Source organism: Leclercia barmai, from assembly GCF_049312895.1.
GTDB lineage: Bacteria > Pseudomonadota > Gammaproteobacteria > Enterobacterales > Enterobacteriaceae > Enterobacter > Enterobacter barmai.
The window spans coordinates 160437-175194 of record NZ_JBMNWZ010000001.1 but is presented as its reverse complement, the minus strand read 5'-3'; the positions used below and the strand labels follow the sequence as shown (position 1 = coordinate 175194).

General features: G+C 56.1%; 17 protein-coding genes. 5 read left to right on the top strand and 12 right to left on the bottom strand.

Going from position 1 to position 14758, the window contains the following annotated elements; translation table 11 throughout:
* The first annotated feature begins 39 nt into the window (after positions 1–39).
* Positions 40–1014, top strand: a complete 975-nt coding sequence (locus ACOYA6_RS00775; protein ID WP_422653851.1) for an aldo/keto reductase — start codon at positions 40–42, stop codon at positions 1012–1014.
* A gap of 92 nt (positions 1015–1106) precedes the next feature.
* On the opposite strand, the gene thiL is transcribed toward ACOYA6_RS00775, so the two are convergent.
* From thiL to nrdR, 5 genes are all read right to left on the bottom strand, one after another.
* Positions 1107–2078 (bottom strand): thiamine-phosphate kinase, encoded by a 972-nt coding sequence (thiL, locus tag ACOYA6_RS00770; RefSeq protein WP_422653850.1) that lies wholly within the window; start codon positions 2076–2078, stop codon positions 1107–1109.
* A gap of 79 nt (positions 2079–2157) precedes the next feature.
* Positions 2158–2577, bottom strand: a complete 420-nt coding sequence (gene nusB / locus ACOYA6_RS00765; RefSeq protein ID WP_032616814.1) for a transcription antitermination factor NusB — start codon at positions 2575–2577, stop codon at positions 2158–2160.
* Positions 2578–2598: 21 nt separating this feature from the next.
* A complete protein-coding gene (gene ribH / locus ACOYA6_RS00760; RefSeq protein WP_039032362.1) occupies positions 2599–3069 on the bottom strand; it encodes a 6,7-dimethyl-8-ribityllumazine synthase in 471 nt (156 codons plus the stop codon).
* A 90-nt stretch (positions 3070–3159) separates the two neighbouring features.
* Positions 3160–4263 (bottom strand): bifunctional diaminohydroxyphosphoribosylaminopyrimidine deaminase/5-amino-6-(5-phosphoribosylamino)uracil reductase RibD, encoded by a 1104-nt coding sequence (gene ribD / locus ACOYA6_RS00755; protein ID WP_422653849.1) that lies wholly within the window; start codon positions 4261–4263, stop codon positions 3160–3162.
* A gap of 4 nt (positions 4264–4267) precedes the next feature.
* Entirely contained in the window at positions 4268–4717 is a 450-nt protein-coding gene (gene nrdR / locus ACOYA6_RS00750) for a transcriptional regulator NrdR (RefSeq protein WP_032616812.1), read from the bottom strand.
* A gap of 153 nt (positions 4718–4870) precedes the next feature.
* Here nrdR and ACOYA6_RS00745 point away from each other — a divergent pair, with 153 nt between their 5' ends.
* Both ACOYA6_RS00745 and ACOYA6_RS00740 read left to right on the top strand, forming a co-directional pair.
* Complete coding sequence (locus ACOYA6_RS00745; RefSeq protein WP_039032360.1) at positions 4871–5410, top strand: SadB/YajI family lipoprotein; 540 nt, start codon at positions 4871–4873, stop codon at positions 5408–5410.
* A gap of 261 nt (positions 5411–5671) precedes the next feature.
* On the top strand, positions 5672–6556 hold the full coding sequence (locus ACOYA6_RS00740) for a nucleoside-specific channel-forming protein Tsx (RefSeq protein ID WP_138370628.1): 885 nt from the start codon (positions 5672–5674) through the stop codon (positions 6554–6556).
* 110 nt (positions 6557–6666) lie between these two features.
* Here the strand turns inward: ACOYA6_RS00740 and ACOYA6_RS00735 are convergent, their stop codons facing one another.
* The 7 genes from ACOYA6_RS00735 to queA form a co-directional block, all read right to left on the bottom strand.
* Positions 6667–7347: a helix-turn-helix transcriptional regulator gene (locus ACOYA6_RS00735; RefSeq protein WP_223074656.1), complete on the bottom strand. Its 681-nt coding sequence runs from the start codon at positions 7345–7347 to the stop codon at positions 6667–6669.
* Between the two features lie 12 nt (positions 7348–7359).
* Positions 7360–7725 carry a VOC family protein gene (locus ACOYA6_RS00730; RefSeq protein WP_138370629.1) on the bottom strand — a complete coding sequence of 122 codons (366 nt, stop codon included), beginning with the start codon at positions 7723–7725 and terminating at the stop codon, positions 7360–7362.
* 142 nt (positions 7726–7867) lie between these two features.
* The gene (gene secF / locus ACOYA6_RS00725; protein ID WP_039032356.1) at positions 7868–8839 is read right to left on the bottom strand and encodes a protein translocase subunit SecF; all 972 of its coding nucleotides are present in this window, start codon (positions 8837–8839) and stop codon (positions 7868–7870) included.
* 10 nt (positions 8840–8849) lie between these two features.
* Positions 8850–10697, bottom strand: a complete 1848-nt coding sequence (secD, locus tag ACOYA6_RS00720; protein WP_072036752.1) for a protein translocase subunit SecD — start codon at positions 10695–10697, stop codon at positions 8850–8852.
* Between the two features lie 25 nt (positions 10698–10722).
* Positions 10723–11055, bottom strand: a complete 333-nt coding sequence (gene yajC, locus ACOYA6_RS00715) for a preprotein translocase subunit YajC (protein WP_032616800.1) — start codon at positions 11053–11055, stop codon at positions 10723–10725.
* A gap of 22 nt (positions 11056–11077) precedes the next feature.
* The gene (gene tgt, locus ACOYA6_RS00710; RefSeq protein ID WP_039032354.1) at positions 11078–12205 is read right to left on the bottom strand and encodes a tRNA guanosine(34) transglycosylase Tgt; all 1128 of its coding nucleotides are present in this window, start codon (positions 12203–12205) and stop codon (positions 11078–11080) included.
* Between the two features lie 55 nt (positions 12206–12260).
* Positions 12261–13331 (bottom strand): tRNA preQ1(34) S-adenosylmethionine ribosyltransferase-isomerase QueA, encoded by a 1071-nt coding sequence (gene queA / locus ACOYA6_RS00705; protein ID WP_139564426.1) that lies wholly within the window; start codon positions 13329–13331, stop codon positions 12261–12263.
* Between the two features lie 92 nt (positions 13332–13423).
* On the opposite strand from queA, the gene acpH reads away from it, so the two are divergent.
* Together acpH and ACOYA6_RS00695 are read left to right on the top strand one after the other, a co-directional pair.
* Positions 13424–14005, top strand: coding sequence for an ACP phosphodiesterase (acpH, locus tag ACOYA6_RS00700; RefSeq protein ID WP_039032352.1), 582 nt, complete (start codon positions 13424–13426; stop codon positions 14003–14005).
* Positions 14006–14132: 127 nt separating this feature from the next.
* Positions 14133–14735: a peroxiredoxin C gene (locus ACOYA6_RS00695; protein WP_032616797.1), complete on the top strand. Its 603-nt coding sequence runs from the start codon at positions 14133–14135 to the stop codon at positions 14733–14735.
* Positions 14736–14758 lie beyond the last annotated feature (23 nt).

Here is a 14758-nt window from a genome sequence, read left to right as displayed (position 1 = left end):
CTTAACGGTACGTTTTAAGTAATCAGCAGGAGTGGAACCATGCAATACAATACATTAGGAAGAACCGATCTTAAGGTTTCCCGTCTTTGCCTGGGCTGTATGACCTTTGGCGAACCGGACCGGGGTAAGCACGCCTGGACGCTGCCGGAAGAGAGCAGCCGTCCGATTATCAAACACGCCCTTGAAGGCGGCATTAACTTCTTTGATACCGCTAACAGCTATTCCGACGGCAGCAGCGAAGAGATCGTCGGCCGGGCGCTACGCGAATTTGCCCGCCGCGAGGACGTGGTGGTCGCCACCAAGGTTTACCATCAGACGGGGGATCTGCCGGAAGGTCTCTCCCGGGCGCAGATCCTGCGCTCCATCGACGACAGCCTGCGTCGCCTGAATATGGATTATGTCGATCTGCTGCAGATCCACCGCTGGGATTACAACACCCCGATTGAAGAGACTCTGGAAGCGCTGAACGACGTGGTCAGAGCAGGCAAAGCGCGCTATATCGGCGCCTCATCGATGCATGCCGCCCAGTTTGCTGAAGCGCTGGCGCTGCAGGAACAACACGGCTGGGCGCCGTTTGTCACCATGCAGGATCACTACAATCTGATCTATCGCGAAGAAGAGCGCGAGATGCTGCCCCTGTGCTACCAGCACGGCGTAGCGGTGATCCCGTGGAGTCCGCTGGCGCGCGGGCGTTTGACCCGTCCATGGGGCGAAACTACGGCCCGCTCGGTGTCCGACGAATTTGGCAAAACGCTGTATGACGAAACCGAAGCCAACAACGCGCAAATCGCCGAGCGTTTAGCGGGAGTTGCCGAAGATCTCGGGGTGACGCGCGCCCAGGTGGCGCTGGCGTGGGTGCTGAGCAAAAGGGGAGTGGCAGCGCCGATTATCGGCGCTTCGCGTGAAGAGCAGCTGGATGAGCTGATCAACGCCGTGGATATCACTCTGACGCCGGAGCAGATTGCCGAGCTGGAGACACCGTACAAAGAGCATCCGGTAGTTGGGTTTAAGTAATAAAAAAGCCGGGTGGCGGCTTCGCCTTACCCGGCCTACAAATTTGCACTCACCGTAGGCCGGGTAAGCGCAGCGCCACCCGGCAACACAGGTCAAGCGAAGTGATCGTACCCTTTCCAGTCGAGCGTCACCGCCTCGCCGTTCTGCACAAACTGCAGCCCTTCGCTTTCCGGCATGATCTGCCCGATACAGGTGTACCGCGCCCCCAGATTGGCTAACGCCACATCCAGCGTTCCGCGATTAAGCTCAGGAACGGTAAAGCACAGCTCATAATCTTCGCCGCCGGAGAGCGCCCAGCGTAAGGCGCGCTCTGGCTCGACATGCCTGCGCATCGCCTCTGAGAGCGGGAATTCGTTCAGATCGACTCGCGCGCCAACGCCGCTGGCCTTGAGGATATGCCCAAGGTCGGAGATCAGGCCATCCGACAGATCGATGGCAGCGCTGGCGCGATCGCGCAGCGCCTGCCCCTGCAAAATACGCGGCGTCGGGCGCAGATGACGTTGCAGGAAATAGGCCGCGTCATCGTCGTTTTCCACCACGAATTGCTTCTGCAAAATGGCCAGTCCTGCCGCGCTATCGCCCGGCGTGCCGGTCACGTAGATCCAGTCGCCCGGCTTCGCGCCAGAGCGTTTCAGCGCGCGCCCTGCCGGCACGTAGCCGTGGATCGCCAGCGTCATCGACAGCGGTCCGGCGGTGGTATCGCCACCGATCAACTGCATATCGTAGTAATTAAGCTGTTCAAACAGCGCGTCGCTGAAGGCCTCAAGCCAGCTTTCATCGACCTTCGGCAGGGTCAGCGCGAGGGTTAACCACGCCGGATCGGCTCCCATTGCCGCCAGATCGCTCAGGTTCACCGCCAGCGCTTTATACGCCAGATCGGCAGGATCGATATCCGGCAGAAAATGGTGGCCGCACACTAACGTGTCGGTGCTGATTGCCAGCGTCTGTTTATCGGGAATATTGAGAAGTGCACAGTCGTCGCCGATGCCGGTTTCCACATCGCGACGCGAGCTTCTGACTCGGTCAAAATAACGGGCAATCAGGGAAAATTCGCCGCATGCCATACGTTATGCCTCAGCAAAGAAAATAAAAAAACCGGAGCCCGCACCGCCCGATGGGCAGTACGACACTCCGGCTTGCGGATCACTTTTTACGGGGACGGATCGCAGGTGCAGCTTTATCCAGCACGCCATTCACAAACTTGTGGCTGTCTTCAGCACCGAAGGTTTTCGCCAGTTCGATCGCTTCGTTGATGGCCACTTTGTACGGCACATCGTCACGTTTAGACAGCTCAAAGAGTGCGATACGCAGCACCGCTTTTTCAACCTGGCCCAGCTCTTCGAGCAGACGGGACAGGTACGGCTTCATCAGACCGTCGAGATACGCGCTATTAGTCGCCACTCCCGACAGCAGTTCACGGAAGTACACGACGTCAACGTCTTTGACGTCTTGTTCCGCCAGGAACTGGTATTCAACATCAGCGATGTCGTTCTGGGACAACTGCCAGGAGTAAAGTGCCTGAACGGCACATTCACGGGCGCGGCGACGAGCAGCAGGTTTCACGGAATTCCCCTTACAAAAAAATCAGGCCTTGATGGCTTTCAATACATTGATCATTTCAAGCGCGGTCAGTGCAGCTTCTGCACCTTTGTTACCGGCTTTGGTGCCAGCACGTTCGATGGCTTGTTCAATACTTTCAGTGGTGAGTACGCCGAACGCGACAGGAATTTCTGCATCCTGAGCCACGTGCGCCAGACCGTTGCTTGCGCCACCCGCAACATATTCAAAGTGCGCGGTACCGCCACGAATCACCGTACCCAGCGCAATTACCGCATCGTACTTGCCGGTTTTCGCCAGTGCGCCCGCTGCCAGTGGCAGTTCGTAAGCACCCGGAACCCAGACAACGGTAATGTTTTCGTCTTTCACCTGGCCGATACGTTTCAGGGCGTCAATCGCGCCATCCAGCAGGCTGTCGTTGATGAAGTTGTTGAAACGCGCAATGGTGATGGCGACGCGAGCGTCCGGGGTAGCAACGGCTGCTTCAATAATGTTCATACTCTTCCTTAACGGGTTCATTTGGTGGCCCCGCAGGGGGGCGGATTTTATCATAATATTTTGCGCACTGCTTCCCTATTTAGGCAAGCCTTACGCGGTGGTCAGGTGGAGGCAGACATCCGGTCCAACCGGACGTATCTCGCTGAAGTTAAATGCCGGTGCATCCGCCAGTTTTTCCAGCCCGGGCAAGGTGCATAAGCCGCGGGCGTCGCTGCCTAACAGTTTAGGCGCCAGATAAACGATCAGCTCATCAACCAGCCCGGCCTGCAACAGCGCGCCGGCAAGCGTTGGGCCAGCTTCAACCCAGATACTGTTGATCTGCTGTTTGCCCAGCAGCATCATCAGCACCACGAGATCGAGATGCCCGTTATGCTCAGGCACCATAATGCTGCGCACGCCTTCCGGCCAGCTGCGGTCATCCTGCTGGGTGCGGGCAAACCAGGTTTCACCCGGCTGCTGCACAATGCGATGCGCAGGGGTGACGCTGTTCTGCCGGTCGACCACAATGCGCAGCGGCTGGCGTGAATTCTCCTGCGGGTAGAGCGCCTGGGTATCAGGGTTCAGCTCATCCCAGCGCATGGTCAGGGCAGGATCGTCCGCCAGCACGGTAGCACTGCTGGTGAGAATAGCATGGCTTTGCGCGCGCAGACGTTGCACATCGCGCCTTGCCTGCGGCGACGTGATCCACTGGCTTTCGCCGCTGGCCATTGCCGTGCGGCCATCCAGCGACGCGCCGAGTTTCAGCTGCACGTAAGGAAAACCGGTCCGCATCCGCTTGAGGAAGCCTTTGTTCAGACGTTCGGCTTCACTCATCATCAGGCCGTGGCTGACGTCGATTCCGGCCTCCTGAAGACGGTAAAGTCCGCGGCCGGCTACCTGAGGATTAGGATCCTGCATTGCCGCCACCACCCGTGAAACGCCCGCGGCGATAAGGGCATCGCAGCACGGCGGGGTGCGGCCATGATGGCTGCAGGGCTCCAGCGTGACATAGGCGGTTGCGCCCCGCGCCTTCTCTCCTGCCATGCGCAACGCGTGCACTTCGGCATGCGGCTCGCCAGCGCGATAGTGAAAACCTTCCCCGACGATCTCGCCATCTTTCACAATGACGCAGCCGACATTCGGATTGGGATGGGTGGTAAACCGCCCGCGCTGCGCCAGCTTCAGCGCTCGCGCCATGTAAATCTCATCCTGCATGGGCTTAATCCTGTAGGCGGGCGATCTCTTCGCCGAACTCTTTGATGTCTTCGAAACTGCGGTAAACGGAGGCAAAGCGGATATAGGCCACTTTATCGAGCTTTTTAAGCTGCTCCATCACCAGGTTGCCGATCATTTTACTCGGCACTTCACGTTCGCCGGTGGCGCGCAGCTGAGTTTTGATGTGGTTAAGCGCCATTTCAACGTCATCTGCGCTCACTGGCCGTTTTTCCAGTGCCTTGAGCATCCCGCTACGCAGTTTCTCTTCGTTGAACGGTTCGCGAACGTCGTTACTTTTCACCACGCGCGGCATCACCAGCTCTGCCACTTCAAAGGTCGTAAAACGTTCATTACACACCAGGCACTGCCGACGGCGGCGCACGGACGAGCCCTCTCCCACGAGTCGGGAGTCGATTACTTTGGTATCCACGGCGAGACAGAATGGGCAATGCATACGGTGTCCTGACTATCGGGTTGACTGAACTCTATTTTACCCCGAACTGGCCCCACAACAAAGAAGGAGCGTTTTTGAGATAAAGGATCTATACGAATGGCAGCCTGGTTGACTACCCTTAGCAGAATCCGATAATTCAGGGAAATAATTGCCATGACAAGACGTTACCTGAGGATCCTGCTGGTGGGAAGCCTCTTTAGCCTCAGCGCCTGCGCGCAGCAAAGCGAAGTTCGTCAGATGAACCAGAGCATCAGTTCGCTGAATACGACCATGAACAAGCTCAACCAGGAAACCGTCAAAATCACCCAGCAGAACGCGCTGAACGCCAAATCGACCAGCGGCGTCTATCTGCTTCCGGGTTCGAATACGCCGGCCCGACTGAACAGCCAGATTGGTACGCTGAAGATGTCGATGGTCAACGTCGCGCCAAATGCCGACGGCACCCGCGCCACGCTGCGCATTCAGGGAGAATCTAACGACCCGCTGCCGGCCTTCAGCGCCACCGTGGAGTGGGGCCAGATTCAGGGCACCACCGACAGCTTCCAGGAACAGAACGTGCAGACCCAGCTGATTAACGCCCCTGCCAGCGTGCTGGCACCGAGCGATGTCGACATTCCGCTACAGCTAAACGGTATGACGCCCGATCAGCTCGGCTTTATCCGCATTCACGATATTCAGCCCGTCCAGCAATAATCCCCCAGCGGAACGTGTTTCGCGTTCCGCTCTCCTCTGAAGTGTAAACATTGGCAACAAAGATGTTTGCCATTACAATCCGCTTCGTCAAAAATACGCAAACGTGAACGCAATCGATTACGTATGTGAGAGAACTGTGAAACAACACATATTTTTGTGAGCAAGGATTCCTATAATAGGCTCCCAGAAACACGAAATATTTAGAAACGCAATTCGCGCCTTTTTCACTCCCGTAAGGGATTTCAAATCAGTGGCATCATTATGAAAAAAACATTACTGGCAGCCGGTGCAGCGCTGGCCCTCTCTTCTACTTTTACTGTGCAGGCAGCAGAAAACGACAAACCAGAGTACGTTTCCGACTGGTGGCACCAGAGCGTTAACGTCGTCGGCAGCTATCACACCCGTTTTGGACCACAGATCCGTAACGATACCTACCTGGAATACGAAGCCTTTGCCAAGAAAGACTGGTTTGATTTCTATGGTTACATGGATGCGCCGGTCTTCTTCGGTGGTAACACTGACGCGAAAGGTATCTGGAACCACGGTTCCCCACTGTTCATGGAGATTGAACCGCGCTTCTCTATCGACAAGCTGACCGGCACCAGCCTGGCGTTTGGTCCGTTTAAAGAGTGGTACTTCGCGAACAACTACATCTACGACATGGGCCGCAACAAGTCCGGTCGTCAGAGCACCTGGTATATGGGTCTGGGTACCGACATCGACACCGGTCTGCCGATGAGCCTGTCCATGAACGTTTATGCCAAATACCAGTGGCAGAACTACGGCGCAGCGAACGAAAACGAGTGGGATGGCTACCGTTTCAAAGTGAAATACTTTGTGCCGATCACCCAGCTGTGGGGCGGCAACTTGAGCTACATCGGCTTCACCAACTTTGACTGGGGTTCAGACCTGGGCGACAACGACTTCCGTGACCTGAACGGTAAGAAAGCGCGTACCAACGACTCTATCGCGTCCAGCCACATTCTGGCCCTGAACTACGATCACTGGCACTACTCTGTTGTTGCCCGTTACTGGCACAACGGTGGTCAGTGGAACGACGACGCAAGCCTGAACTTCGGCGACGGTGACTTCAGCGTTCGTTCTACCGGCTGGGGTGGTTACCTGGTTGTGGGTTATAACTTCTAACCTGGTGGTTGGTGCCGGGTGGCGGCTACGCCTTACCCGGCCTACAAAACCTGTAGGCCCGTGCAAGCGCAGCGCCGCCGGGCAAAAAAGCCAGCTCAAGAGCTGGCTTTTTATTGCTTCACTTTCCTGAGAAAATCCGCCAACGACCTGTCCGCGCTTTCGCTAAACCGCCTGTCCGTCATTGTGATATTCAGACACCTGTCGAGCCGGAAACAGCGATAGTCATCGCGCCGTTCGCACCAGGCCGCCAGCAGCCAGTGCTCTCCCCAGAAGAACAACCCCAGCGGCTGCACCTCGCGGGAAGAGAGCTGTCCGGCTTCATCCCGATAATGCAGCGCCAGTACCCGCAGGGCCGATATCGCCTGATGAATCAGATCGAAACCGCTGCGGGAGTGGTTCTGCATAGCAATGTCCGGGGCGTAGATGCGCGTCTGCTCGGCCTTGCGGCGGCTCTCCTCCGGCAGGATCGCCAGCACTTTCTCCTGCGCTGACTCCAGCTCGCGCGACAGCGACTCCCCGCCCCAGGTTTTGAGCAGGCGGATCGCCACCATCAGCGCTTCCGATTCCCGGTTGGTCAGCATCAGCGGCGGCAGGTCGAAACCCGACATCAACCGGTAGCCGCTCCCCGCCTCCCCTTCCACCGGCACGCCGGAGAGCGACAGATCCCGGATATCGCGGTAGACCGTGCGTTCAGACACGCCCAGCCTGTCCGCCAGATGCGCTGCCGTTGTCAGACGCCTGCCGCGCAGGATCTGCACAATCTGAAACAGGCGGTCAGCGCGTCGGGTCATAGGTTCTCCGGATCAGGCGGGTTGATGAAGACCGACGCGGTTGCCCTCGCTGTCGGTAAAGAGCGCAATGGTGCCAATACCGTGCGGCAGCTCCAGCGGGCCGAACACGCACGCGCCACCGGCGGACGAAACGCGATCCAGTGTGGCCGCCAGATTGTCAGTATGCAGATAGATAATAGCGCCCTGCTGCGACGGTGTAATGCCATCAAATTTCGCCAGCGCGCCGCCGGTAGCCGGATCGTCATGAGGGAAAACAGCCAGCTCAGCGCAGTCCATTTTCTCGCGTCTCAGCGACACCTGCATCACCGGCTCGTAAAATTTGATGGCGCGATCCATCTCAGCAACCGGAATTTCAAACCAGTTAATCACACTTTTCATACATCCTCCTGCCTGTTGTTTGGGTTCAGAAGGAGTCTACGCCAGGGCTCCTGACAGCATACTGTCAGGAGTGTTTGTCAGGAGCAGGCAAAAAAAATCCCGGCCATAAGACCGGGATTTTGCTGACGTAACAGCGTTTCCGTTACGGCAGGATGGACGGTTGATCCGCGCCCTCTTTTTCCACTTTCTGCTGGAGCAGGTGCTCGCGCTTCATGCCCAGTTTCAACGCCAGCGCGGACGCGACGTAGATGGAAGAGGCCGTACCGATGGAGACACCGATCAGCATGGTCAGCGAGAAGCCTTCCAGAATCGGACCGCCGAAGAGATACAGCATCAGGATCACCATCAGGGTAGTCCCGGAGGTAATCAAGGTACGGTGCAGCGTCTGGGTCAACGACACGTTAAAGATTTCGTACGGCGTACCGCGACGGATCTTACGGAAGTTTTCACGGATACGGTCCGATACCACGATACTGTCGTTCAGAGAGTAACCGATAACCGACATCAACGAGGCCACAATGGTCAGGTCGATCTCGATATGGAACAGCGACAGAACGCCCATGGTGATCACCACGTCGTGCGCCAGGGCGATTACCACCCCGGCAGCCAGACGCCACTCAAAGCGGAAACCGACATAGGTCAGGATACAGAGCAGCGCCACCAGCAGTGCCATCGCACCGGTCTGGGCCAGATCCGCACCGACGCTCGGGCCAACGAATTCAATACGTTTTACCGTTGCATTCTGGCTGGTCGTTTCATTAACCACCTGTACAACCTTGCTGCCCAGCTCCTGGCTGCCGTTGGCATCCTTCACTGGCGGCATGCGCACCATGATGTCGCGGCTGCTGCCGAAGTTCTGCAGCAGCGGCTCTTCAAAGCCCGCTTTCTCAAGCGAGATACGCATCTGGTCCATGTCGACCGGTTTTTCTAGGGTGATCTCAATCACCGTACCGCCGGTGAAATCAAGACCCCAGTTGAAGCCTTTCACGCCAATAATGGCGAGGGACAGGATCAGCAGAAAACCTGAAATGCCGAAGGCCCAGTAGTCCCAGCGCATAAAGTCCCAGACTTTACGGCCGTAGTTCAATTGTTCAACAGTATATTCCTGTGCCACAACGCACTCCTCAGATAGACAGCTTTTTAACGCGCTTGCCGCCGTACAGCAGGTTCACGATGGCACGGGTGCCGACAATAGCGGTAAACATTGACGTTGCCACACCGATACCGGTGGTGATAGCAAAGCCCTTGATCGCGCCAGTACCCACTGCATACAGGATAAGAACCTTAATCAGTGTTGTTACGTTCGCATCGAAGATGGAGCTGAATGCGCCACGGTACCCTTCATCAATCGCCTGTTGGACTGAGCGACCGTTGCTGAGCTCTTCTTTGATACGTTCGTTAATCAGTACGTTGGCATCCACCGCAACCGCAAGGGTTAAGACGATACCCGCAATGCCTGGCATGGTCAGCGTCGCCCCTGGTATCAGGGACATAATGCCGATAATCAGCACCAGGTTGGCAATCAGCGCCGACGTCGCAATCAGACCAAACTTCTTATAGAAGAAGACCATGAAGATGATGGAGATCGCCAGGCCGGCCAGACAGGCTTCCAGACCCTGAGTGATGTTCTGCATACCCAGCGTTGGACCGATGGTACGCTCTTCAACAATCTGAATCGGCGCAATCAGCGCACCGGCACGCAGCAGCAGCGAGAGCTGGCGGGCTTCGTTCGGGTTGCTGATACCGGTGATACGGAAGCTGTTACCCAGACGAGACTGGATATTGGCGATGTTAATCACCTCTTCCTCTTTCACCAGCACGGAACGACCGTTGGCATCTTTCTTACCGCTGTCTTTGTACTCCACGAACAGGGTCGCCATCGGTTTGCCGATGTTGTCCTTGGTGAAGTTAGACATGATGTTACCACCCGCGCTATCCAGCGAGATGTTAACCTGCGGCTGGTTGTACTCGTCCTGGCTGGAGGTCGAGTCAGTGATGTGGTCACCGGTCAGGATCACGCGCTTGTACATGACAACCGGCTGGCCTTCACGGGTCTGTTTCACCTCTGAGTCGCCCGGCACGCGGCCAGAAGCAACAGCAGACTGATCGACGTTGGTGTTCACCAGACGGAATTCCAGCGTCGCGGTAGCGCCCAGAATCTCTTTCGCACGCGCGGTATCCTGGATACCCGGCAGTTCAACCACGATACGGTCAGCACCCTGACGCTGTACCAGCGGTTCAGCTACGCCGAGTTGGTTTACACGGTTACGCAGGATGTTGATGTTCTGCTGAACCGCGTATTCACGCGCTTCTTTCAGACGCACATCGGTCATCACCGCACGCAGCTGGTTGCTACCCTGAGAAGAGAGCACCAGATCTCGGTGACGCTGGGTCAGGTAATCCATCGCCTGGTCGCGGGCGTTGCTGTCGCGAAACGCGATGCTCATCCCGTAGTTATCTTCCTTACGCACGGTGGTGTAAGGGATGCCTTTATCGCGCAGATCGCTGCGCAGGCTATCAATGTTTTGTTCCTGAAGTTTTCCGAGTGCGGTTTCCATATCCACTTCCATCAGGAAGTGAACGCCACCACGCAGGTCGAGACCGAGTTTCATCGGCTCAGCGTTAATAGCAGCTAACCAACGCGGAGTTGCAGGAGCAAGGTTCAACGCCACGACATATTTATCACCCATCACGCCCATCAGCGCTTCACGAGCGCGGAGCTGCGTGTCGGTGGAGTCGAAGCGAGCAAGAATTGCGCCCTCTTCCAGTGCCACAGACTTAGCGGTAATTTTTTCTTCTTGTAACGTTTTCTGGACCTGGATCAGCGTTTGCTCACTGGCGGCGACGCCGCGCGCGCCAGTGATTTGAACAGCCGGATCCTCACCATACAGGTTGGGAAGCGCATACAGCAGGCCGACGACAATGACGACGACCAGCATGATGTACTTCCACAAAGGATAACGGTTTAACACGGCAGTTCCCTTTGGGAAAAGTTAATTACAGCGCTTTCATGGTGCCTTTCGGCAGAACGGCAGCAACGAAGTCACGTTTGATAACCACTTCAGTGGTATCGTTCAGTGCGATGACGATGTAGCCGTTATCAGCAACTTTGCTCACACGACCAACCAGACCACCGTTAGTCAGCACTTCATCGCCTTTCGCGATGGAGTCCATCAGCTTTTTGTGCTCTTTGGTGCGCTTCTGCTGTGGACGCAGGATCATGAAATAGAAGATCAGACCGAACACCACCAGCATCAGAATCAGAGACATCGGGCTGCCCTGCGCCGGTGCACCTGTTGCCGCTACCGCATCAGAAATAAAAAAGCTCATTAAAATTCCCTCATTAAATAAATTAATCAACGTTCAAAGGTGGGACATCCCGACCCTGACGTTGGTAAAAATCGGTCACGAAGCTCTCTAATTTACCTTCTTCAATAGCCTTGCGTAAACCAGCCATTAAGCGCTGGTAATAGCGAAGGTTATGAATCGTGTTGAGACGCGCGCCTAATATTTCATTACAACGATCAAGATGATGCAAATAGGCACGAGAATAATTGCGACAGGTATAGCAATCGCACTCGGCATCGAGCGGGCTGGTGTCGCTTTTATGCTTCGCATTACGGATTTTTACCACGCCGTCGGTCACGAACAGGTGGCCATTACGGGCGTTGCGGGTCGGCATAACGCAGTCGAACATATCAATGCCGCGACGCACGCCTTCAACCAGGTCTTCTGGCTTACCGACGCCCATCAGGTATCGAGGTTTATCTGTTGGAATTTGCGGGCAAACATGCTCCAGAATACGGTGCATATCTTCCTTCGGCTCTCCCACAGCCAGACCGCCGACAGCGTAGCCATCAAAACCTATCTCTACCAGACCTTTAACAGAGATATCGCGTAAATCTTCGTAAACGCTTCCCTGAATAATGCCGAACAGCGCATTTTTGTTCTGCAGAGAGTCAAAACGGTCGCGGCTGCGCTTCGCCCAACGCAGCGACATCTCCATCGAGCGCTTAGCGTAGTCCCAGTCCGCCGGGTATGGCGTACATTCGTCGAAGATCATTACGATGTCGGAACCGAGATCGTACTGAATCTCCATCGATTTTTCTGGATCGAGGAAAATCGGGTCGCCGTTGATCGGGTTGCGGAAATGCACGCCCTTTTCGGTGATCTTACGGATATCGCCGAGGCTGAAGACCTGGAAGCCGCCGGAGTCGGTCAGGATTGGGCCTTTCCACTGCATAAAGTCATGCAGATCGCCGTGCAGCTTCATCACTTCCTGGCCCGGGCGCAGCCACAGGTGGAAGGTGTTGCCGAGGATAATTTGCGCGCCTGTGGCTTCAACTTCTTCCGGCGTCATCCCTTTTACGGTGCCGTAAGTGCCCACTGGCATAAAGGCTGGCGTTTCGACTACGCCGCGATCGAACACCAGGCGGCCACGGCGAGCGCGACCGTCGGTGGTATCAAGTTCAAATTTCATTCTTATTCCTCTGTGCCAGAAAAACAGTCCAACACATTATTCTGCTGTCGCGGACTTATTCCCCGACACGCTCATTCAAAGCCTGCGGATTGTACGTGATAAACATCGCGTCACCGTAACTAAAAAAGCGATATTTTTGTTCTACCGCAGCCTTGTAGGCATTCATGGTGTTTTGATAACCAGCAAAGGCCGATACCAGCATGATCAGGGTTGACTCCGGCAGGTGGAAATTGGTCACCAGCGCGTCGATCACCTGATATTGATAACCCGGGTAGATGAAGATTTGAGTATCGCCGAAGAACGGCTCGATCAGGTCATTTTTGGCGGCCTGCGCGGCGCTTTCCAGCGAGCGAACCGACGTTGTACCAACGGCAATGACGCGGTTACCGCGCGCTTTCGCCGCCATCACTGCATCGACAACCCCCTGCGGTACTTCGGCATATTCGGAGTGCATGATGTGGTCTTCAATGCTGTCAACGCGCACCGGCTGGAAGGTTCCCGCGCCGACGTGCAGCGTCACAAAGGCCATCTCAATGCCCTTCGCACGCAGTTTTTCCAGCAGAGGTTCATCAAAGTGCAGGCCCGCCGTCGGCGCCGCTACGGCACCCGGCTTCTGGCTGTAGACGGTCTGATACAGCTCGCGGTCAGCCTCTTCATCCGGACGTTCGATGTACGGCGGCAGCGGCATGTGGCCGATAGCGTTAAGGATATCCAGCACCGTGCGCTCGTCGTTAAACTCGACTTCAAACAGCGCATCGTGGCGCGCAGTCATGGTCGCTTTAATGCTCTCGTCATCGCCCAGCAGCAGCTCCGCGCCCGGCTTAGGGGCTTTGGAAGCGCGAATATGTGCCAGAATACGTTTATCATCGAGCATTCTTTCGACCAGCACTTCAATCTTGCCGCCGCTGGCTTTGCGGCCGAACAGACGGGCCGGGATCACGCGGGTGTTGTTGAACACCAGCAGGTCGCCCGGGTTGAGCTTGTCGAGCAGATCGGTGAAAGTACCGTGCGTCAGCGCCCCCGTCGGCCCATCCAGCGACAATAAGCGGCAGCTACTGCGCTCAGGCATAGGATAGTGGGCAATCAGGGACTCGGGTAAATCAAAGGAGAAATCGGCGACGCGCATGGCATATACTCGTGACTTAAAAACAGGCGGCTTAGTCTAGTGCTCACACCTCTTTGCTGCAACAACTAGCCTCGCTTCGGATAACGAATCGCATGAATTTTCTCGCTCACCTGCACCTCGCCCATCTCGCTGACAGCTCCCTTTCCGGCAATTTGCTGGCCGACTTCGTGCGCGGCAACCCTGCTGAGGATTACCCCGCCGACGTCGTGGAGGGCATTTTCATGCATCGCCGGATCGATGTTCTCACCGACAATCTGCCCGAAGTGAAAGAGGCCAAAGAGTGGTTCCGCCCGGAAACCCGCCGCGTGGCGCCCATTACGCTGGATGTGATGTGGGATCACTTTGTCTCCCGCCACTGGGCGCAACTCTCCCCCGAGATGCCGCTGCCGGCGTTCGTGCGCTATGCCCACGCCCAGGTGGCGATTATCCTGCCCGACTCTCCGCCGCGCTTTGTGAATCTGAATGACTACCTGTGGTCAGAGCGCTGGCTGGAGCGCTACAGCGAGATGGATTTCATTCAGCGGGTACTTAACGGCATGGCCAGCCGCCGCCCGCGTCTCGACGCCCTGCGCGACTCCTGGCAGGATCTGGACGCCCATTACGACGCGCTGGAGCAGCGCTTCTGGCAGTTCTATCCCCGGATGATGGAGCAGGCGAAGCATAAGCAGCTTTAATATAAATGTGATTGATAGGTAAAAGCTGGGTTAACGATTGTCAGCGCCTCTTTGTCTTTAGGACGAACACTCTCTATACTGGCCCGCGTTGCGTTCTAAATAACCTTAGTAATCACAGGAGAATCATATGGTTCTGGTAACTCGTCCGGCTCCGGATTTTACAGCAGCAGCCGTTCTGGGCAGCGGTGAAATCGTTGAAAACTTCAACTTCAAGCAGCACACCAACGGTAAAGCGACCGTTCTGTTCTTCTGGCCAATGGACTTCACCTTCGTTTGCCCGTCTGAACTGATCGCGTTCGACAAGCGTTACGAAGAATTCCAGAAGCGTGGCGTGGAAGTGGTTGGCGTCTCCTTCGACTCTGAGTTTGTACACAACGCATGGCGTAACACCCCTGTCGACAACGGCGGCATCGGTCCAGTGAAATACGCAATGGTTGCGGACATCAAACGTGAAATCCAGCAGGCTTACGGTATCGAACATCCGGACGCTGGCGTTGCACTGCGTGGCTCCTTCCTGATCGACGCGAACGGCATCGTTCGTCACCAGGTTGTGAACGATCTGCCACTGGGTCGTAACATCGACGAAATGCTGCGTATGGTTGACGCGCTGCAGTTCCACGAAGAGCACGGTGAAGTGTGCCCGGCTCAGTGGGAAAAAGGTAAAGAAGGTATGGCAGCCTCTCCGGCAGGCGTTGCTAAATACCTGACCGAGAACGTATCCAGCCTGTAATCGGCACGGTTTACGAGAAAGGC